Annotated in this window: 21 protein-coding genes; 14 read left to right on the forward strand and 7 right to left on the reverse strand. The window is 59.3% G+C overall.

Annotation, left to right across the window (positions count from 1 at the left end; genetic code table 11):
• Positions 1-2 precede the first annotated feature (2 nt).
• The 5 genes from PR018_RS16160 to deoA are packed head-to-tail and all read left to right on the forward strand — an operon-like array spanning position 3 to position 4,261.
• A complete protein-coding gene (locus PR018_RS16160) occupies positions 3-974 on the forward strand; it encodes an ABC transporter permease (RefSeq protein ID WP_111215846.1) in 972 nt (323 codons plus the stop codon).
• Between the two features lies 1 nt (position 975).
• Positions 976-1,368 carry a cytidine deaminase gene (locus PR018_RS16165; protein WP_142829979.1) on the forward strand — a complete coding sequence of 131 codons (393 nt, stop codon included), beginning with the start codon at positions 976-978 and terminating at the stop codon, positions 1,366-1,368.
• Complete coding sequence (locus PR018_RS16170) at positions 1,365-2,174, forward strand: purine-nucleoside phosphorylase (protein WP_142829981.1); 810 nt, start codon at positions 1,365-1,367, stop codon at positions 2,172-2,174. The genes PR018_RS16165 and PR018_RS16170 overlap by 4 nt, the downstream gene beginning before the upstream one ends.
• The gene (deoC, locus tag PR018_RS16175; protein ID WP_142829983.1) at positions 2,171-2,944 is read left to right on the forward strand and encodes a deoxyribose-phosphate aldolase; all 774 of its coding nucleotides are present in this window, start codon (positions 2,171-2,173) and stop codon (positions 2,942-2,944) included. Before PR018_RS16170 ends, deoC begins: the two co-directional genes overlap by 4 nt.
• Positions 2,945-2,947: 3 nt before the next feature.
• Positions 2,948-4,261 (forward strand): thymidine phosphorylase, encoded by a 1,314-nt coding sequence (gene deoA / locus PR018_RS16180; protein ID WP_142829985.1) that lies wholly within the window; start codon positions 2,948-2,950, stop codon positions 4,259-4,261.
• 6 nt (positions 4,262-4,267) lie between these two features.
• Here the strand turns inward: deoA and PR018_RS16185 are convergent, their stop codons facing one another.
• The 7 genes from PR018_RS16185 to PR018_RS16215 form a co-directional block, all read right to left on the reverse strand.
• Positions 4,268-4,792 carry a TIGR02281 family clan AA aspartic protease gene (locus tag PR018_RS16185; protein ID WP_142830243.1) on the reverse strand — a complete coding sequence of 175 codons (525 nt, stop codon included), beginning with the start codon at positions 4,790-4,792 and terminating at the stop codon, positions 4,268-4,270.
• 163 nt (positions 4,793-4,955) lie between these two features.
• Complete coding sequence (gene upp, locus PR018_RS16190; RefSeq protein WP_111215855.1) at positions 4,956-5,585, reverse strand: uracil phosphoribosyltransferase; 630 nt, start codon at positions 5,583-5,585, stop codon at positions 4,956-4,958.
• A 120-nt stretch (positions 5,586-5,705) separates the two neighbouring features.
• Entirely contained in the window at positions 5,706-6,674 is a 969-nt protein-coding gene (locus tag PR018_RS16195) for an adenosine deaminase (RefSeq protein ID WP_142829987.1), read from the reverse strand.
• Positions 6,671-7,891, reverse strand: coding sequence for a phosphopentomutase (locus PR018_RS16200; protein WP_142829989.1), 1,221 nt, complete (start codon positions 7,889-7,891; stop codon positions 6,671-6,673). Before PR018_RS16200 ends, PR018_RS16195 begins: the two co-directional genes overlap by 4 nt.
• Positions 7,892-8,016: 125 nt before the next feature.
• Complete coding sequence (locus PR018_RS16205; protein WP_142830245.1) at positions 8,017-8,607, reverse strand: TadE/TadG family type IV pilus assembly protein; 591 nt, start codon at positions 8,605-8,607, stop codon at positions 8,017-8,019.
• Positions 8,608-8,633: 26 nt separating this feature from the next.
• On the reverse strand, positions 8,634-9,272 hold the full coding sequence (locus PR018_RS16210; protein WP_374113740.1) for a TadE/TadG family type IV pilus assembly protein: 639 nt from the start codon (positions 9,270-9,272) through the stop codon (positions 8,634-8,636).
• A gap of 96 nt (positions 9,273-9,368) precedes the next feature.
• A complete protein-coding gene (locus tag PR018_RS16215) occupies positions 9,369-9,788 on the reverse strand; it encodes a pilus assembly protein N-terminal domain-containing protein (protein WP_142829991.1) in 420 nt (139 codons plus the stop codon).
• A gap of 403 nt (positions 9,789-10,191) precedes the next feature.
• Between PR018_RS16215 and PR018_RS16220 the strand changes: the two genes are divergently transcribed.
• The 9 genes from PR018_RS16220 (at position 10,192) to PR018_RS16260 (ending at position 19,082) form a co-directional block, all read left to right on the forward strand.
• Entirely contained in the window at positions 10,192-10,365 is a 174-nt protein-coding gene (locus tag PR018_RS16220; protein WP_142829993.1) for a Flp family type IVb pilin, read from the forward strand.
• Positions 10,366-10,502: 137 nt separating this feature from the next.
• Positions 10,503-11,012, forward strand: coding sequence for an A24 family peptidase (locus PR018_RS16225; protein WP_142829995.1), 510 nt, complete (start codon positions 10,503-10,505; stop codon positions 11,010-11,012).
• A 126-nt stretch (positions 11,013-11,138) separates the two neighbouring features.
• Positions 11,139-11,948 carry a Flp pilus assembly protein CpaB gene (cpaB, locus tag PR018_RS16230; RefSeq protein WP_142829997.1) on the forward strand — a complete coding sequence of 270 codons (810 nt, stop codon included), beginning with the start codon at positions 11,139-11,141 and terminating at the stop codon, positions 11,946-11,948.
• The gene (locus tag PR018_RS16235; protein WP_374113733.1) at positions 11,945-13,486 is read left to right on the forward strand and encodes a type II and III secretion system protein family protein; all 1,542 of its coding nucleotides are present in this window, start codon (positions 11,945-11,947) and stop codon (positions 13,484-13,486) included. The genes cpaB and PR018_RS16235 overlap by 4 nt, the downstream gene beginning before the upstream one ends.
• A 9-nt stretch (positions 13,487-13,495) precedes the next feature.
• On the forward strand, positions 13,496-14,251 hold the full coding sequence (locus tag PR018_RS16240) for a CpaD family pilus assembly protein (protein ID WP_142829999.1): 756 nt from the start codon (positions 13,496-13,498) through the stop codon (positions 14,249-14,251).
• Positions 14,252-14,297: 46 nt separating this feature from the next.
• Entirely contained in the window at positions 14,298-15,566 is a 1,269-nt protein-coding gene (locus PR018_RS16245; protein ID WP_142830001.1) for a CpaE/TadZ family protein, read from the forward strand.
• Between the two features lie 29 nt (positions 15,567-15,595).
• Entirely contained in the window at positions 15,596-17,068 is a 1,473-nt protein-coding gene (locus PR018_RS16250) for a TadA family conjugal transfer-associated ATPase (protein WP_142830003.1), read from the forward strand.
• A gap of 10 nt (positions 17,069-17,078) precedes the next feature.
• Positions 17,079-18,086 carry a type II secretion system F family protein gene (locus PR018_RS16255; protein ID WP_142830005.1) on the forward strand — a complete coding sequence of 336 codons (1,008 nt, stop codon included), beginning with the start codon at positions 17,079-17,081 and terminating at the stop codon, positions 18,084-18,086.
• Positions 18,087-18,101: 15 nt separating this feature from the next.
• Positions 18,102-19,082, forward strand: coding sequence for a type II secretion system F family protein (locus PR018_RS16260; RefSeq protein WP_142830007.1), 981 nt, complete (start codon positions 18,102-18,104; stop codon positions 19,080-19,082).
• Positions 19,083-19,147 lie beyond the last annotated feature (65 nt).

Raw genomic sequence — 19,147 nt, forward strand, 5'->3', positions numbered from 1 at the left:
TCATGGATTATTACGACGTCCTCATCAGCATCATCGGGTCCACTGTCCGTCTCTCGGTTCCCCTGATCTTCACGGCACTGGCAGGTCTTTTCTCCGAACGGGCCGGCGTGTTCGATATCGGGCTTGAGGGAAAGATGCTGGCCTCTGCCTTTGCGGCCGCTTGCATTGCCTATCTTACCGGCTCGGCCTGGGCCGGCCTGGCCGGCGGCATCACCGCCTCGGTCGCGCTTAGTCTCGTGCACGGCTTTGCCTCGATCACCAACCGGGGCAATCAGATCGTGTCGGGCGTCGCCCTCAACTTCTTTGTCGCAGGTATTACCATCGTTCTCGGCCAGGCGTGGTTCGGCCAGGGCGGGCGTACGCCGCAGGTTTCCGGCGATGGCCGTTTCTCGCCGATCATCCTGCCCGGTGCCGATCAGATCCGCAGCGTCCCGGTGATAGGCCCGCTCTATGCTGACGTCCTGTCCGGCAATAACAGCCTGACCTACCTCGCCTTCGTGGCCGTGCCGGTCTCGTGGTGGATCCTCTATCGCACCCGGTTCGGATTGCGGCTGCGCGCCGTCGGTGAAAATCCCGGTGCCGTCGATACGGCCGGCATTTCGGTGAGTTGGCTGCGCTACCGTGCTGTCATCTGCGCCGGCATTCTCTGCGGCTTTTCCGGCACCTATCTGTCGATTGCCCAGTCCGCAGCCTTCATCAAGGACATGTCGGCCGGCAAGGGTTACATCGCTCTGGCCGCATTGATCTTCGCCAAGTGGAAGCCTGTGCCTGTCATGTTTGCCTGCCTGCTGTTCGGCTTCCTCGATGCTTTCGCCAACTTCATGCAGGGCAAGTCCGTGCCGCTGATCGGCCAGGTGCCGGTACAGATTTTCCAGGCCTTGCCCTACATCCTCACCTGCATCCTGCTTGCAGGCTTCATTGGCGTCGCCCGCCCGCCGAAGGCCGGTGGCGTGCCCTATACCAAGGAGCGATAGAATGTCGCACGATCTGTTTGAAGCCGCCCGCGCGGCCATGACCCACGCTCATGTGCCCTATTCGAAGTTCCCGGTCGGCGCCGCCATCCGTGCCGATGACGGAAAGGTCTATGCCGGCGCCAACATCGAGAACATCTCCTTTCCTCAAGGCTGGTGCGCCGAGCCGACTGCGATCAGCATGATGATCATGGGCGGAGGCAGAAAGATCGTCGAGATGGCGGTGATTGCCGAGAAACTTGCGCTCTGCCCGCCCTGTGGCGGTTGCCGCCAGAAGATCGCCGAGTTTGCCGGCAAGGGGACGAAAATCTACCTCTGCGACGAGGCCGGCGTCCAGAAGACCATGACGATGGAGGAGCTCCTACCCTTCAGCTTCGAGACCGATATCCTCGGATGACCGGCGCCCTTATCAGTCTCTTGCGCGACCGGCTGGGTGGCCAGACACCGCGTACCGGTATCATCCTTGGTTCCGGCCTCGGAGCCCTCGTGGAGGAGCTGGATGATGTCGTGCGGATTGCTTATGGCGATCTGCCGGGCTTCCCGGTCAGCGGTGTCTCCGGCCACGCCGGCGAAGTCGTCGTGGGCTCGCTGGGCGGCAAGCCTGTGATCATGCTCTCCGGTCGTGTCCACTACTATGAAAAGGGCGACGCAAACGCCATGCGCGTGCCCATCGAGGTCCTTGCCGGTCTCGGCATCGAGGAGTTGATCCTGACAAATTCCGCCGGCTCGTTGCGGCAGGAGCTTCCGCCGGGCGCGGTTATGCAGATCACCGACCACATCAATTATTCCGGCATGAACCCGCTTATCGGTGTCGACAGCGACAAGCGATTCGTCGGCATGACCAGCGCTTATGACGCAGAACTGGCGTTGCGCATGCACAGCGCGGCCAAAAAATGCGGCATCCCGTTGGGGCAGGGCGTCTACATGTGGTTCTCCGGACCAAGCTTCGAAACACCTGCAGAGATCCGCATGGCACGGGTTTTGGGCGCCGACGCAGTCGGAATGTCGACAGTGCCGGAAGTCATTCTGGCGCGTTTCTTTGGTCTGCGGGTTGCGGCGGCATCCGTCATAACCAATTATGGGGCCGGCATGACCGGGGGTGAACTCAGTCATGAAGAGACGAAGGATATGGCGCCGATCGGCGGCGCCCGTCTCGCGGCGATCCTGAAGCAGATGATCGCCGGCGGAGGAGATGAGATATGACGGACCACACGCATCGGGAAACGGCCGCTTTCGCACTTTCCCTGCTCGATCTGACCAACCTGAAAGACGATTGCACCGACACGCAGATCGTCACGCTTTGCGCGCGCGCCCAGACGCCTTTTGGCCACAGCGCGGCAATCTGCATCTGGCCCCGCTTCGTTACCCGCGCCCGCAGTATTCTTGGCACAAACCATGCGGTGAAAATTGCCACCGTCGTCAATTTTCCGGCAGGCGACATGGAGGTTGCCGACGTAGCAGCCGAAACGCGGGAGGCAATCGCCGATGGCGCAGACGAGATCGACCTCGTCATTCCCTATCGCAAGCTGATTGCTGGTGACGAGCCGGCGGTGACCGAAATGGTCGCGGCAATCCGTGCCGAATGTGCGAGCCCCATTCTCCTCAAGGTTATCCTCGAAACTGGCGAACTGAAGGACACGGGCCTGATCCGGCGCGCCGGCGAACTGGCGATTGCTGCCGGCGCCGACTTCATCAAGACATCGACCGGCAAGGTCGCCGTCAATGCGACGCTGGAAACGGCGGATGTCATGCTGCGGACCATCCGCGACAGTGGCCGGAAGGTCGGGTTCAAGCCCGCCGGGGGTATCGGTTCGGTTGCCGAGGCTGCCCTTTACCTCCGGCTTGCCGAGACGATCATGGCGCCAGACTGGGCCATGCCGTCGACGTTCCGCTTCGGTGCATCCGGTTTGCTGGACGATATCCTGTCAGTCCTTAGCGGCGGTCCGCCGATCACGCTCGCCGCCGGCTATTAACAGATGATGCCGCAGGAGTTCATCCGGCGGAAACGTGACGGCGAAGCCCTGCGCGCCGCCGATATCGACAGCTTTATCGGTGCACTTGCCCGCGGCGAACTGTCGGAAGGCCAGATCGGTGCTTTCGCGATGGCCGTATGGTTCAAAGGCATGTCGCGAGACGAGACGGTGGCGCTGACGCTGGCGATGGCCCACTCAGGCGATAGCCTGAGCTGGAAGGGCCTCGATAAGCCGGTAGCCGACAAACATTCGACCGGCGGCATCGGTGACAACGTCTCGCTGGTGCTGGCGCCGGTTGCCGCTGCCTGCGGCCTTGCCGTTCCGATGATTTCCGGTCGTGGCCTCGGCCATACCGGCGGCACGCTGGACAAGCTGGAATCGATCCCCGGATACGACATTACGCCGGATGCGGCACGTTTTCGCAAGGTGGTCGAGGAGGCAGGCTGCGCGATCATCGGCCAGACCGCTTCGCTCGCTCCCGCTGACCGACGCCTCTATGCAATCAGGGATGTGACTGCCACAGTCGATTCGGTACCGCTCATCACGGCCTCCATCTTGTCGAAGAAGCTTGCGGCCGGACTTCAGACGCTGGTCCTCGACGTCAAGATTGGCAATGGCGCCTTCATGACATCCCGGGAAGAGGCGGAAGTGCTGGCTCATTCGCTTGTAGAAGTCGCCAACGGCGCCGGCTTGCAGACATCGGCATTGATCACCGACATGAACGAACCCTTGGCCGACGCTGCTGGAAACGTGTTGGAACTGCGCAATGCGATCGAATGCCTGAAAGGCGATAAACCAGGGACCAGGCTTGAAACACTGGTACTGGCTTTCGCCGCCGAGATGCTGGTCGGTGCGAAAATGGCGGCCAGCCTCGAGCTCGGCGAGGAGCTGGCGCGTCAAGCGCTGGCGTCTGGTGCAGCCGCAGAAGCATTTTCACGCATGGTCGAGGGTCTCGGCGGACCGACCGATCTCATGGACCGGCCAGACGCCTATCTCATTGGCTCGCCTGTCCAGAAAGCCGTTCTTGCCACTTCCGATGGCTGGCTTGCAGGCTGCGACGCACGCGCCATCGGTATGGAGGTCATCGCGCTCGGCGGCGGTCGTCTTCGGCCGGAGGATAAAATCGATCATCGGGTAGGTTTCAGCGATTTTCTGCCGCTAGCGTCATTCGTCCGGAAGGGTGACCGCATCGCCACCGTCCACGCAGCAGAGATGTCCGCCGCCGAAAGGGCGGCTTCCATTGTTTCGGCGACATACACAATCACCGAGGAGCGGCCCGATCAGGCACCGCTCATCGTGGCGCGTATTTCAGGCTGAAGAGGCTTACTGTTCCATGCGGAGCGCGCCGTCCTCGACGCTGTAGGAAGCCAGCTTCTTCAAGAAGCTGACTCCGATCAGGGTCGAACTCAAAGCTTCATCCTTCAGGACCAGTGCATCGACGTCACGCACACGGATACCGCCGATATCGATATGGTCGAGGCGCACATAGGCGGCTTTCGTCTGGCCATTGGCGGTGTTGACCGCATTGCGGAAATCGAGCGATGCCATCGCATAACCGAGATGGCGGGCAGTCGTCTCGTTCAGGGCCACGTAGGTAGCGCCCGTGTCGATCAGGCCCTGCACGGACTTGCCGTTGATCTTGAAATTTCCGCTGTAGTGACCTTGCGCATCTGCCCTGAGCTGCACATTGCCATGGGAATCGACTGCCAGCGGCTGTTGTGAAGGTGCGGAGATGCTGAGAAGGGATGGTACCGGATTTTGGGCGGCGCCGCTCGTTTGGAAGAACGAGGGCACCTGGGTGGCGAGCGTCGCGAAAACGCCAGCAAATACGAGGCTCCGTACAAGCATCGACAAGAATCCTTCCTGTATAAACCTGGCGTCATGCGAGGCGTGATGTGTTGTGACCCTTATCTTAAGATTACTGCCAAGTTACTAACGTCGCTTGGCGTAATCGAGCGGATTTGAGAAACGAAACGCACAAATACAGGCATAGGTTAAGGAAGTATGAAGTCTATTTGGTCCCATACATCCTGTCGCCGGCATCACCAAGGCCAGGGACGATATAGCCCTTCTCGTTGAGGTGACTGTCGATCGACGCAGTGTAGACAGGCACATCGGGATGCGCGTCGGTGAAATTCTTGAGACCTTCCGGTGCGGCCAGCAGGCAGAGGAAGCGGATGTTGTGAGCGCCGCGTTCCTTCAGCTTGTCGATAGCTGCAATCGATGAATTACCGGTCGCCAGCATCGGATCTACAACAATGATCAGTCGTTCGGCAATATCTTCCGGCGCCTTGAAGTAATACTCCACCGGCTGCAGCGTCTCATGGTCACGATAGACGCCGATATGCGAGACACGTGCTGAAGGCACGAGGTCGAGCATACCTTCGAGCAAGCCATTGCCGGCACGCAGGATCGACGCGAAGACGAGCTTCTTGCCTTCGAGGATCGGCGATTCCATCTCCTGCAATGGCGTCTCGATCGTTTCCATCGTCAGTTCGAGGTCGCGTGTGACTTCATAGCAGAGCAGTGTCGAAATCTCGCGCAGCAGGCGTCGAAAGCTGCCGGTCGAGGTGTCCTTGCGCCGCATGATGGTGAGTTTGTGCTGCACAAGCGGGTGATTGATAACCGTAACGCCGTCCATGATTTCAGCCTTCCGCTTGGATTTCAGAATAAAACCTGTTCTTCCACGGAAGTTGCCCTCACCGCAAGAGAACGCGGCGATTCGGTTCCAAGCATCCCCAGTCTCTGATTGCAGACGTGTTTAAATCATGGCTAGCAGCCTTGAACGTGTCTCATCGTCAACAAAGGCTGCCTCCAGACCGGTGCGGGTCATCGCGTTGATCTCGGCCTCGCTGAAGCCGAATGCCGAACGCGCCAACGCATATTCGCGCTCCAGCGACGTCTTGAAAAACGGCGGATCGTCGGAGCTGATTGTGACGCGGACCCCCGCCTCCTTCAAACGGCGTAGCGGATGCGATTCGAAGTCGGGAAAGACATTCAGTGCGATGTTGGAGCCGGGGCAGACCTCCAGGACTGTGCCGAGATCCGCCAGACGCCTGACAAGCTCGCTATCCTCGACCGCGCGAACGCCGTGGCCGATGCGGCTCGGGCGAACGAGATCGAGGGCATCTGACACGCTGAAGGCGCCACAGACTTCGCCGGCATGGATCGTCAGGCCAAGGCCCGCGTCGCGCGCGATATCGAAGGCCCGGGCGTAATCGGCAACACGCCCCATGCGCTCTTCACCTGCCATGTTGAAACCGGTAATCAGCGGATTGTCGCTCCGTGCGGCATATTCCGCAGCCTTGATGACGCGCTCAGGGCCGAAATGCCGTTCCCCGGTGACAATCAGCCGGGCCTCGATCCCGGTTCTCGCCTTTGCCGCGTGAATGCCGGCCGATACTCCGGCAATATAGGCATCGGCACCAAGGCCGATGCGGTCGCCGTGGTCCGGAGATACGATCAACTCGCTGTAAATAGTTCCGATGGCCGCCAGCTCCTCGAGATAGGTCTCGGTCAGGAGGGCATAGTCTTCCTCTGTGCGGTAGACTGACGCGACCTGGTCGTAGGCGACGATAAATTCCGCGAAATCATTCCAGAGATAAGTACCATCGCGCAGGAAGCCGCGGGTATCGACGCCGTATTTCAGCGCTTGTTCTGCCGTGAGGCTCGGCGGAGCGGCACCCTCGAGGTGGCAATGAAGCTCGATCTTTTTCAGGTGCGATGTCACAGAAAGCTCCTCCCGTAGGGTCCAGCGGCAATGCCGAGATGGGCAGCGACGGTCTCGCCGATATCGGCAAAGCTTTGACGAATGCCGATGGCACGCGAGCGGAGGCCGGGTCCGTAGGCGATGATCGGGACGCGCTCGCGGGTATGGTCGGTGCCGCGCCAGGTGGGGTCGCAGCCATGGTCGGCGGTCAGGATCACCAGATCGCCCGCCTTGAGCTTGCGATGCACCTCCGGAAGGCGCGCATCGAATGCCTCGAGTGCGGCAGCATACCCGGCTACATCGCGACGGTGACCATAGACCATGTCGAAATCGACGAAATTGGTGAACACAAGATCGCCGTCCTCGGCATACTCCATTGCCTTCAACGATGCGTCCATCAAAGCGTCGTTGCCGTTTGCCTTGACCTCCGTCGAGATACCCTGATGGGCAAAAATATCGCCGATCTTGCCGATCGCATGGACTTTTCGGCCACCGGCGACCAGCCGATCCAGCAGCGTCGGCTCCGGCGGCAGGACGGAAAAATCACGACGGTTACCGGTGCGCTCGAAATTTGCAGCCGTACTGCCGACGAACGGTCTGGCAATGACACGCCCGATATTGAATTCATCGAGCAGCGCCCGGGCGATGCGACACACATGCAGCAGGCGATCGAGCCCGAAACTCACTTCGTGCGCGGCTATCTGGAATACTGAATCCGAGGACGTATAGCAGATGGGCCTGCCGGTCCGCATATGCTCTTCGCCATGGCGGGCAATGATGTCGGTTCCGGATGCGTGGCAATTGCCGAGGATGCCGGGGATTTCGGCAGCACGGCAGAAGCTCGCCACGAACTCCGGGGGAAACGCGTCGCCCTCCGCTGGAAAATAGCCCCAGTCGAAGGTTACGGGCGTACCGGCGATTTCCCAATGACCGGAGGGTGTGTCCTTGCCGCGCGACACTTCATTGGCGCATCCATAGAGACCATAAATGCGCTCCGGCATCGTCATTCCGGCGGGGTAGGCACCAGCCGCACTCTTGGCGATCTGCATCAGCCCCAGCGCCGACATGTTAGGGAGCGTCAGCGGACCCGCGCGAAGGCCTGCACGGTCTGCCGCTCCTGCGGCGCAAAACTCGGCAATATGGCCAAGCGTATCGGCGCCCTGGTCGCCGTAGGATGCTGCGTCCGGGCCACCGCCGACGCCGAAGGAATCAAGAACGAAGAGAAAAGCGCGCGCCATGAGCTACCCGACAAAGACGATCAGTATCCGCAACGGATCTTCCGGCGGCTTGCAGGCGAGTACCCATATAGTGGCAGTACGCACTTGGCAATTTCGCCGGGTTCTCGTCGTCCTGCGTCAGCGCCTCAGCAATCGTCGCACTTGATCGAAGTTCCGGTGCGCTGACGGTAGAAATATTGCCGCTGCATAGTGATCGAATTCATGCCCGCCGGTAGGAAGTCCGGTCCAAAGCTGATGAGCTTGTAAGGCACCCCAAGCTCGGTTCTGACCAAGAACGAATTTGGTTTGTTGAGTGCGGTCGGCACCCCTGTCACAGCACTATTGACCGCATAGGCAGTCGTCCCGTCCTGCTCCCACGACCAAAGCACCGTAGCCTTGCTGCTGGCATCGATCTGGATGCCGGTGATCTTCAGCGTCATGCCGGTAGTGGCGTAAGGCACAAAGATTGCATTGACGACGGATGGCATGGTCGAGAGAATAGATTTCGATACTGTCGACTGCTGCGTAACGATATCTGCGACAGTTCCTGCCGCGCGGCTCGTTCGCTGGGCAACGCTGAGCGCGACCGTCGTCTGCAGCGCGCCGAGGTACAGAAGCAGCAGGACCGGAACGAGTATGGCGAATTCGATGGCGCCAACACCGCCCTTGTCGCGCACCAGGCGCAAACCGAGGCGCGCAATACGGCTATCGAGCGCCCGTTGCAGCCTCCGGCGCATCCCGTAACTGTGTAGATCCGGGGCGCTCAAGGGTATTTCTCATTTTGAAAGGCCGTTGTGGCGATAATCAGGAAGTCGGTCGGCATCGAACCGTTGGCCGGTCGGATTGTGGTGATATAGGGCCGCACGATATCGGTTGTAATCTTCCAACGATAATAAGCTCGCACCATGTTGATGGAACTTGGGCCGCCTGGCGCAAATTTGAAGCCCGACGGATCTATGTCGGCGTACGCGGCAGTGGAGACGCGAGGAATTTTCACTGGAATGTCGGCGAAGGACGTGTAGGTCTCAACATCAAGATACAATTTCGCCGGTGTGGCGATCTCGCTCGGGGAGCAGCTGATCATAATGGCAATCTCGGCGCAGAATGCGGTCCGAAACTTCGTTTGATCCATGTCGGTCGCGGTGCGTCCCATCGCGTAGGTAATCTGTCCGGTGCGAAGCTTTCTCGACAGCGTATCCGTGGCATTGACCACCAGTTGTTCGGCAGTGAAGGCGACGAATGTCTCGATGATCGCAAAGATTATGATGAAATAGGGGACCGCCAGCAGGGCAAACTCAATTGCCGTCGCCCCATCTTTCGAGCGCACGATGCGTCTGAGGCGCTTCAGGATAGGATGCCGGACTAGCGCGGTGTCACCTTTGTCCTGCCCATCCACCGTCATCATGATTTCCACGCTTCTATCAACGCGCGGACCCTATGCGGACTTCATTGATATTCCGTTGCGTTTTCTCTTAAACTTCCGATGCCAAGACATCGTCTATGGCGTGGCGGCAACCGGTGCGGCAGCGCTGCTTTGCTGAGCGTGAACCTCGCAGTTCGGTGTGCAGGAAAGAACGGAGCGCTCCGTCTGGCGATAGACGCGAACCGTATTGCCTTCGTCGATCGATACAAGAATACGCTCGTCGACAATCGCGTTGCCGTCGGAGTCGAGAAGAACGATGTTCGTCGTGCCGAAACTGCGACCTGTCAAAACGATCGTCTTCGGATCCGCGACTGTCGCATCGGCCACCTGCGAGTTTCCGATGATCACTTTGCTGACCGGGCGATCTAGCCTCAGTATGCGTGCATGATCCATGAACACCCGCAGCATGTTGTCCCCGGCCACGGAGATCCCTGGCAAGAGTCCTGTCGCTGCGACGATGCAGCCGAATAAAACGGATCTGCCTTGCTGGAACATGAAGGGGGGCCTCTCGGGCGAATTCTCGGTGCTCGTACGCGATAGAATGAAAAGTATTAGTAAACTAAGCGTTAATATGCCGAATAATGCGTCGATTGATGAAGGTTGATGGCACCATATGTGTAGAAATGGGAATTTGAAGGTGAGATCTATGTATCGTAAGGAGCCGTTTGATTTACTCTGTGACATGTCTGTCGCTGCTGCTGCCGTGCAATAGATGACTCGAAACAATACTATACGTTAACCACTCTCTTCGTTAACTACCATGATCGCGAAAGCCTATTATCATTTTGTTTACTATTTTTTTTAAGTCGATTGAAACAGCCGTTCGATAATTTCCCCTCATCCGATCAACGGCAAACAGTTGGCGGACTTGCTGTCAACATGTGGAGTAGGAGTTTCCATGACCAAGCTTTTCGCGCGTTTCTTGAAAGACGAATCCGGTGCGACTGCAATTGAATACGGCTTGATCGCTGCTCTGATCTCCGTAGCCCTGATCGCCGGTGCAACCACCCTCGGCGGTGCCTTGAACAACCAGTTCAAGAACATTGCTGGCAAGTTGAACTACGCAGGCTGATAATTCTCGCCGATAAATTTGAATGAAAAGCCGCATCCCCTCAGGGCAGCGGCTTTTTGCCATTTCCGGCGTCATAGACCGGTCATTCTTCCTTAGGCAATGGCTGTTACCATCACAGCGACTTTATGGAGATGAGTATGATCGGGGCCGCAATTTTCTTGATTTTTCCGCTTTGCATGGCGGTTGCTGCATTCTCCGATCTTTTCACTATGACCATCCCCAATCGGGTTTCCGTCATCCTCGTCGGGGCATTTCTGCTGGTCGCCCCCTTCACGGGTCTGCCGCTAGCAGTAATCGGAATGCATTTTCTGGGTGCGCTGATTGTCTTTGCCCTTTGCTTCGGCTTCTTCGCGCTCAACATTATGGGCGGTGGCGATGCCAAGCTCCTGAGCGCCGCCGCATTGTGGTTCGGGTTCGACCAGTCTCTCCTGGAATTCGCCGTATATGTCAGCGTCGTCGGCGGCATCATGACAGTGCTGATCTTCGCCATGCGCGCCCGCGCAGACATCCTTTCCGTCATCGGTATGTCGATACCCCAATCCCTGACACATGCTAAGAAAATACCGTACGGCATCGCGATCGGCATTGGCGGGTTTATCGCTTTCCCGTCGTCTCCCCTGTTTCTGGCTGCTCTCAATCAGTCATGATCTCGGGTTGGAAGGAAGTCTGTATTCATGACTTCTTAAGCTAAGTTGTAAGTCATTCATTAACCATAAGTATACCAATTGCGGTGCATCCTTAGTGGCGAACAGTCTTGTTCCCAAGGATGAATAATGAAACCCGCTCGCCTGATCATTCTCGTTGTTGCAGTTGGCGCGGCAGGTCTTGCCGGCGTACTGGCAATGCGCCTTGCGGGCGGTCGCAATGTCGTTCCGGAAGTTGCAACGGTGATGCAGAGGGAACCCTCCGTCAAGGTTCTGGTCGCAGCCGCCAACTTGCCCATCGGCTCACGCTTGAACGATAGCTCGATCCGCTGGATGGACTGGCCGGAGGCGGGTGTCGTCAAGGGCGTCATCACCGAGACGGACCGTCCCGATGCGTTGAAAGATATGCTCGGCTCAGTCGTTCGCCTGCCGATCTTCGAAGGCGAACCGATCCGCGAGGAAAAGGTCGCCGATTCCAACAGCCGCATCCTTTCCTCGCTGCTGCCCGCCGGCAAGCGGGCCGTGGCCACGGAAATCTCGGTCGCGACAGGCGCGGGTGGCTTCATTCTTCCCAACGACCGCGTCGATATTTTGATGGTTCGCAAGGGCGATTCTGCCAAGTTTCAGACAGAGACGATTCTGAGCAACGTGCGCGTGCTCGCTATCGACCAGCAGATCGAGCAGAAGCCTGATGGCTCGAAGTCAGCCGTCGGTGCGACCGCGACGCTGGAACTTACCCCCGACCAGGCGAAGGTGCTGGCGACGGCACAGCAGATGGCTGACAAATTGTCCATGGCACTGCGCTCGGTCGCAGATGCGCAGGAGCCCGATACGGGCGCTGCCGACTACCTGTTGTCCGGAGACAGTGGTGCATCTGTCGTGCAGGTCATCAAATCCGGCGCCATCGTCCCAAGCGGCGCGGCGGTCAAGGTACAATGAAAGAGGGCGCGACCATGCGGATGACTAAACCAGGGACCAGCCGTTCGCTCTCGGCGCTGCTCGCATTCTCTGTCGCCTTCGGCGGCCTGCCCCTGCAGATCGTGCCGCACTTCCTGTCGGTAGACGAAGCTCTGGCCGAGACGTCCGACAGCATCGTGACCATCGCCGGGATCGGTAACCACAAGCGGCTGAATCTCGGTCTCAACAAGGCATTGGTCGTTGATCTGCCGGCCGATGCCCATGATATCCTCGTCTCCGACCCGACGATGGCCGACGCGGTGACACGCACCTCGCGCCGCATCTACCTTTTCGGCAAGACGGTCGGCCAGACAAACATCTTCGTGTTCGGCGCCAACGGTGAAGAAGTCGCGACCCTCGACATCTCCATCGAGCGCGACATCACAGGTCTGCAGGCCAATCTCAAGCGCTTCATTCCAGACTCTGATATCCATGTCGAAATCGTCTCCGACAACATCGTCCTGACCGGCACCGTCCGCACGCCGATGGATTCGTCGCGCGCCGTCGACCTTGCGCAGGCGTTCCTCAAGGGTGGCGAAGCAACGACCCGAAACACGACCGCCAGCGGCAGCGGATCCAGCAGCGCAGTGGCGATTTTCGCTGAAAACCGGCAGACGTCCTCCATCAAGAACTTTTTGCAGATCGATGGCGAAGACCAGGTAACGCTGAAAGTCACCGTTGCTGAGATCAAGCGGAGCGTCCTGAAGCAGATTGGCTTCGATAACCTTGTCGGAAATTCGTCCGGCCTGACGGTCGCCCAACTTGGAAACATCAACACAAATTCCACCACAGGCCTGATTGGCGGTGATCCTGCTGTCGCGGCCGGCAATGGTGGCTTGGCTGCCCTTTTCAAATTTGCGGTCGGCAAGTACGACATCCACAGCTACATGAACGCATTGGAGCAGGCCAAGGCCATTCGCACCTTGGCGGAGCCGACGCTGACGGCAATTTCCGGGCAGGCGGCCACCTTCAATTCCGGTGGCCAGACCCTCTATTCCTCGACCGACAGCGATGGCAAGGTCACGATCACCCCTTACACCTACGGTATCAGCCTCTCGTTCACGCCCGTGGTGCTCTCTGCCGGTCGCATCAGCTTGCACATCAACACACAGGTTTCCGAACCGGTCGGAACGGCCGGTACAGCGACCTACAATCAGCGCGCTGCCGACACGTCTGTAGAGTTGCCATCCGGCGGCTCCATCGCGCTTGCCGGCTTGCTCAGCGACAACATCCAGCAGACCACCAATGGCACGCCGGGTGCATCCAAAATCCCGATCCTCGGCGCCCTGTTCCGGCAGAAAAGCGTCGAGCGAGACGAAAGCGAACTGGTGATCATCGCCACGCCCTATCTCGTCCGTCCCGTCGCCCGCAACGCGCTGTCACGGCCGGACGATAATTTCTCGCCCGCCAACGATGCAGGCGCCTTCTTCCTCAACCGTGTCAACAAGGTCTATGGCCGCCGTGACACCCCAGTCGCGGATGCCGAATTTCATGGCTCCGTCGGCTTCATCTACAAGTAGGGGCGCGTGATGACGATCCGCCAGTCAACCAACGCCGAGAGAGATGTCGCCATGCCCCGCACCCGACTGCATGTTCTGAACGCAAGCCGCCTGAGGATGTCGTCTGCTGCACTTATGGTCGCTGTCCTTGCCGGCTGCGCCAACCATGACGACATGACGACCGGCTCTGTCCACGACGACTACCGCCAACGTCACCCCATCGTCCTGACGCAGGCCGAGCATAATGTCGACATTCCGGTTGCTGCCAGCGATCGGCGCCTCACCCAGGGCACGCGGGATATGATCCGCGGCTTCGCTCAGGACTACAAGGCCCATGCAACCGGCACTGTCGAAATCATGACGCCGCAGGGCGCAATGAACAGCCAGGCGATTGCCGACGTGCGCCATCAGGTTCGCCAGGAACTGGTGGCCAGCGGCATCCCGTCCCGGCGCATCGCTGATAGCTTCTATCCTGCGGGTGGAGCAGGCGACGCGGCGCCGATCCGGCTGCATTTCATGGCCACCACCGCGGTTACGAACGCTTGCGGGCAGTGGCCTGAAGATCTGGCGGACAAACCCTTCGACAACCAGAATTACTATAACTTCGGCTGTGCGTCTCAAAGCAACCTGGCGGCACAGGTAGCCAACCCTACCGATCTCGTCGCGCCAAGGGCGCAGACACCGATCGATGCGGAACAGCGCGGCAAGGTGATCGAGAGCTATCGCAGCGGCTCCACCCCGACGAGTTCATCGTCGATAGGCGGGTTCAGCGGCAGCGGCGGATGATCTTCAGGCTGGAGGCTCTGACCGGGAAACACGACAGGACACGACCATGAGCGCGATCGATTACGATATCCAGATGGAAAAGGCGGATGCGGCCAGTCCCCGCATCGGCGATCTCGAGAGCATGCGTCCTCTTCCGCGCATCTCCGTGCATGCCTTTTGCGAGAGCGAATCGCTGCAGCAGTTGATGGAGCGTTTTGGCAACGACCGGCGCATGGCAAAGGTCAGCCTGCGCATCACCAGCGGCGGCGCTGCGGCGGCGGCAAACATGTTTTCCAGCGCCCCGACGCCGAACCTGATCATTATCGAGACCCGCTCTCCGCCGGCATCCATCCTGACCGATCTCGCCCCGGTTGCTGCGGTCTGCGACCCCAGCACCAAGGTCGTTATCGTCGGCTACCACAACGACATCACGCTCTATCGCGAACTGATGCGCAACGGCATCTCGGAATACATGGTCCAGCCAGTGGCAATGTCCGACCTGATGGCGGCGATGTCGACGATCTTCATCGATCCTGATGCCGAGCCGATCGGCCGCAGCATCGCGTTCATTGGCGCCAAGGGCGGCGTCGGCGCTTCGACGATTGCTCACAACTGCGCTTTCGGCATCTCCAACCTGTTCTCCACCGAGACTATACTTGCAGACTTGGATCTCCCTTTCGGCACGGCAAATATCGATTTCGATCAGGATCCGGCCCAGGGGATAGCCGAGGCAGTCTTTGCGCCCGACCGTCTGGACGAGGTCTTTCTCGATCGCCTGCTGACGAAGTGCTCGAAGCACCTGTCGCTGCTGGCCGCTCCGTCGATGCTCGACCGCGCCTATGATTTCGAAGGCCATGCCTTCCAGCCCGTGCTGGACGTGTTGCAGCGAAGCGCGCCAGTGACAGTGCTGGACGTGCCGCATATGTGGTCGGAATGGACCCGGGCTGTACTTTCGAGCGTCGACGACGTGGTGATTTGTGCCATGCCCGACCTCGCAAATCTTCGCAACGCCAAGAACATGCTGGATGCTTTGCGCAAGATGCGGCCGAACGACAAGGTCCCACATTTGATCCTCAACCAGGTGGGCATGCCGAAAAGACCGGAAATTGGTATCTCGGAATTCTGCGAGCCACTGGAAGTCGATCCGATCGCTATCATTCCATTCGACGTAGCCCTGTTCGGCAATGCGGCGAACAGTGGCCGGATGATTTCGGAGGTCGACGCGAAGTCGCCGATCGCCGAGACATTCTCCCAGATCTCCCACATCGTTACCGGCCGCATCGCAATGAAGAAGTCGCGCAAGGGAGGCCTGATGGGTCTTCTGAAGCGGAAATAAGACGACGACCGAGAAGAATTGGAACGACCATGTTTGGTAAGCGCGGAAACGATGGGTTTGGAAAAGGCGACGGCGCACCTGCGCCGCTGCAGCCGCGTACGTCGACCGCCGCAGCGTCGGCCTCCACGGTGTTGATGGAGCCCTCCCGCGAAAACACGCAGCGCCAGCAGGTCGCCCCACCACCGATCCAGACGCCGCAGCGCCGGCGCCCGCAGCGTACCGAGGAATATTACGACACCAAGGCGCAGGTCTTCGGTGCTCTGATCGATACCATAGACCTGTCCCAGCTCTCCAAGCTCGATGGCGAAAGCGCGCGTGAGGAAATTCGCGACATCGTCAACGACATCATCACGATCAAGAATTTCGCGATGTCGATCTCCGAGCAGGAAGAGTTGCTCGATGACATCTGCAACGACGTACTGGGGTACGGTCCGCTCGAGCCGCTGCTCGCCCGCGACGACATTTCCGACATCATGGTCAACGGCTCCGGCCAGACCTTTATCGAAGTTGGCGGTAAGACGATCGAATCGGAAATCCGCTTTCGCGACAACAGCCAGCTTCTATCGATCTGCCAGCGCATCGTCAGCCAGGTCGGCCGTCGCGTCGACGAATCCAGCCCCATCTGCGATGCGCGCCTGCCGGATGGCTCGCGTGTCAACGTCATCGCGCCGCCACTGGCGATCGATGGCCCGGCTCTGACAATCCGTAAATTCAAGAAGGACAAGCTGACGCTCGACCAGCTCGTCCGCTTCGGCGCGATCACGCCGGAAGGCGCCATCATCCTGCAGATCATCGGTCGGGTTCGCTGCAATGTGGTTATCTCTGGCGGTACCGGCTCGGGCAAGACGACACTGCTCAATTGCCTGACGCGATATATCGACGAAGACGAGCGGATCATCACCTGCGAAGACACCGCAGAACTGCAATTGCAACAGCCGCACGTGGTACGCCTCGAAACACGCCCGCCGAATATCGAAGGTGAGGGCGAGATCACCATGCGCGACCTCGTCAAGAACTGCCTGCGCATGCGCCCTGAGCGGATCATCGTCGGCGAAGTGCGCGGGCCCGAAGTGTTCGACCTTTTGCAGGCGATGAACACTGGCCATGACGGATCCATGGGAACGATCCACTCGAATACGCCTCGTGAATGCTTGAGCCGTATCGAGTCGATGATCGCGATGGGCGGTTTTACCTTGCCTGCAAAGACTGTGCGCGAAATCATCGCCGGCTCCGTCGACGTCATCATCCAGGCTGCACGCTTGAGAGACGGATCCCGCCGCATCACCCAGATCACCGAGGTCATCGGGATGGAAGGTGATGTCATCATCACCCAGGATCTGATGCGCTACGAAATCGAAGGCGAAGACGCCAATGGCCGCATCGTCGGTCGCCACGTGTCGACCGGCATCGGTAAGCCGCATTTCTGGGATCGCGCCCGTTACTACAATGAGGAAAAGCGATTGGCAGCGGTGCTGGACGAGATGGACAAACAATCGAAGTAGGGTTTGACCGATGTTCGGCATTGATTCCACCATCCTCCTTATCGTGCTGCTAGCAGCCATATCTGCGGCTGCGTTGAGCTACAGCTTCCTGTTTTCGAGTATGGAAACCGACAAGAAGACGGCCAGTCGGGTCAGTCGCGTCAAGGCGACAGAAAGCGAGCTGAACAAGGTCAGTGCGGCGCGGGACCGCGTCCAGGAGTTGTCGAAGCGTCGGAGGTCCGTGCAGGATTCGCTGAAAGACCTCGAAAAGCGGAATCTGGAAAAAAGCAAGAAATCACAGTCCCTGAAGGCCCGACTGGCTCAAACAGGCCTGCCGATCACCATCGGTCGCTTCTATCTGTTCAGCGCTCTTTTTGCTCTTGTCGTCATGCTTGCCGCCTTCATCCTGGGCGCGCCGCTGGCGATCGTCCTGGGATTGCCGTTTACCGCCGGCGTCGGTCTCCCCCGGTGGATCATAGGTTTTCTCGTCAAGCGCCGGCAGAACAAGTTCCTCAACGAGTTTCCGAATGCGCTCGATGTGATCACCCGCTCGCTGCGCTCCGGCCTGCCGCTCAACGACGCGATCCGCCTTGTGTCAGCCGATGCGCGCGAGCCGGTCAAGACGGAGTTTCGCCAATTGGTGGAGGCCCAGCAGGTCGGTCTCAGCATGGCGGATGCTTGCGCCCGCATGGCTGTCGGACTTCCGCTGCAGGAGGTCAACTTTTTCGCCATTGTGATTGCAATCCAGTCGCAGTCCGGCGGCAACCTGTCGGAAGCGCTCGGAAATCTCGCGCGTGTCCTTCGTGAGCGCAAGAAGATGAAGGCGAAGGTGCAGGCCCTGTCGATGGAAGCCAAGGCGTCGGCCTGCATCATTGGTGCCCTGCCGTTCATCGTCGCCACACTCGTCTATCTGACGTCGCCACAATATATCATGGCCCTCTTCACCGATCCGCGCGGCCATCTGATCCTGATGTTTGCCGGAGTTTGGATGGCGCTCGGTATGTTCGTCATGCGCCAAATGATCAATTTCGACATCTGACCGAAGGTTGCCACCATGTCCGACATTGCCAGCCAGTTGACCGATCCCAGCCTGATCCTTGCGGTCGTGGTTTCGATCGCTGTGTTCGCAACGTTCTACACGTTGGCCATTCCCTATTTCGACCGCGGCGATCTGAACAAGCGCATGAAGGCGGTCTCGACCGAGCGCGACCAGATCCGCGCCCGCGAAAGAGCGCGGATGAACGACGGCGGTAAGGCGACGCTGCGCAACCAGAACAACCAGTCGGTCCGCAATATCGCCGAGCGCTTCAATCTGAAAGAGGCGCTGGTCGACGCCAACACCGTCAACCGACTGCGGGCGGCAGGGCTACGCTCCGAAAATGCCTTGAACACATTCCTCGTGGCGCGCTTCCTGCTGCCATTCCTGTTCCTCGCCCTTGCTGGCTTCTGGGTCTTCGGTCTCGGCAATCTCGAAAGCAAGGGCTTCATGATCCGCGTTCTCGCGGTGCTAGGTGTAGGGTATCTCGGCTTTTACGCGCCAAACATCTATATTTCGAACCGCATGGGAAAACGCCAGAAATCCATCAAGCGGGCCTGGCCGGATGCTCTGGATCTGATGCTGATCTGCGTCGAGTCGGGAATTTCGGTGGAAGCCGGCATGCGCCGCGTTTCGGAAGAGCTAGCCGAGCAATCGCCGGAACTCGCAGAAGAAATGGTGCTGACCAACGCGGAACTGTCGTTCCTTCAGGACCGCCGTACCGCACTCGATAACCTGGCTGTCCGCACGCAGTTGGAGAATGTCAAATCGGTCACCCAGGCGTTGATCCAGGCCGAGCGTTACGGCACTCCCGTTGCCCAGGCCTTGCGCGTGCTTGCCCAGGAAGGGCGTGACGACCGGATGAACGATGCCGAAAAGAAGGCCGCCGCCCTGCCGCCGAAACTGACCGTGCCGATGATCGTATTTTTCCTGCCGGTGCTGATCGCCGTCATCCTCGGACCGGCCATCCTCCAGGTCATGGACCGGTTCCACAACTGACGTTTCAGGATCAGCCGGTGCAAGGGCCTATCGTGTCACACCTGGAGGCCGGATAAGGGCTTCCG

The sequence above is a fragment of the Rhizobium rhododendri genome (genome assembly GCF_007000325.2).
Classification (GTDB): domain Bacteria; phylum Pseudomonadota; class Alphaproteobacteria; order Rhizobiales; family Rhizobiaceae; genus Rhizobium; species Rhizobium rhododendri.

Bases quoted from the DNA above. Each gene is read 5' to 3' on its own strand.
- PR018_RS16185 (WP_142830243.1), bottom strand. From the start codon at position 4,792: ATGCTTGTACGGAGCCTCGTATTTGCTGGCGTTTTCGCGACGCTCGCC.
- PR018_RS16210 (WP_374113740.1), bottom strand. From the start codon at position 9,272: ATGACGGTGGATGGGCAGGACAAAGGTGACACCGCGCTAGTCCGGCAT.
- PR018_RS16235 (WP_374113733.1), top strand. From the start codon at position 11,945: ATGAAAGAGGGCGCGACCATGCGGATGACTAAACCAGGGACCAGCCGT.
- PR018_RS16165 (WP_142829979.1), top strand. From the start codon at position 976: ATGTCGCACGATCTGTTTGAAGCCGCCCGCGCGGCCATGACCCACGCT.
- PR018_RS16250 (WP_142830003.1), top strand. From the start codon at position 15,596: ATGTTTGGTAAGCGCGGAAACGATGGGTTTGGAAAAGGCGACGGCGCA.
- PR018_RS16220 (WP_142829993.1), top strand. From the start codon at position 10,192: ATGACCAAGCTTTTCGCGCGTTTCTTGAAAGACGAATCCGGTGCGACT.
- PR018_RS16245 (WP_142830001.1), top strand. From the start codon at position 14,298: ATGAGCGCGATCGATTACGATATCCAGATGGAAAAGGCGGATGCGGCC.
- PR018_RS16260 (WP_142830007.1), top strand. From the start codon at position 18,102: ATGTCCGACATTGCCAGCCAGTTGACCGATCCCAGCCTGATCCTTGCG.
- PR018_RS16225 (WP_142829995.1), top strand. From the start codon at position 10,503: ATGATCGGGGCCGCAATTTTCTTGATTTTTCCGCTTTGCATGGCGGTT.
- PR018_RS16205 (WP_142830245.1), bottom strand. From the start codon at position 8,607: ATGCGCCGGAGGCTGCAACGGGCGCTCGATAGCCGTATTGCGCGCCTC.
- cpaB (WP_142829997.1), top strand. From the start codon at position 11,139: ATGAAACCCGCTCGCCTGATCATTCTCGTTGTTGCAGTTGGCGCGGCA.
- PR018_RS16215 (WP_142829991.1), bottom strand. From the start codon at position 9,788: ATGTTCCAGCAAGGCAGATCCGTTTTATTCGGCTGCATCGTCGCAGCG.
- PR018_RS16170 (WP_142829981.1), top strand. From the start codon at position 1,365: ATGACCGGCGCCCTTATCAGTCTCTTGCGCGACCGGCTGGGTGGCCAG.
- deoC (WP_142829983.1), top strand. From the start codon at position 2,171: ATGACGGACCACACGCATCGGGAAACGGCCGCTTTCGCACTTTCCCTG.
- upp (WP_111215855.1), bottom strand. From the start codon at position 5,585: ATGGACGGCGTTACGGTTATCAATCACCCGCTTGTGCAGCACAAACTC.
- PR018_RS16200 (WP_142829989.1), bottom strand. From the start codon at position 7,891: ATGGCGCGCGCTTTTCTCTTCGTTCTTGATTCCTTCGGCGTCGGCGGT.
- PR018_RS16255 (WP_142830005.1), top strand. From the start codon at position 17,079: ATGTTCGGCATTGATTCCACCATCCTCCTTATCGTGCTGCTAGCAGCC.
- PR018_RS16240 (WP_142829999.1), top strand. From the start codon at position 13,496: ATGACGATCCGCCAGTCAACCAACGCCGAGAGAGATGTCGCCATGCCC.
- deoA (WP_142829985.1), top strand. From the start codon at position 2,948: ATGATGCCGCAGGAGTTCATCCGGCGGAAACGTGACGGCGAAGCCCTG.
- PR018_RS16160 (WP_111215846.1), top strand. From the start codon at position 3: ATGGATTATTACGACGTCCTCATCAGCATCATCGGGTCCACTGTCCGT.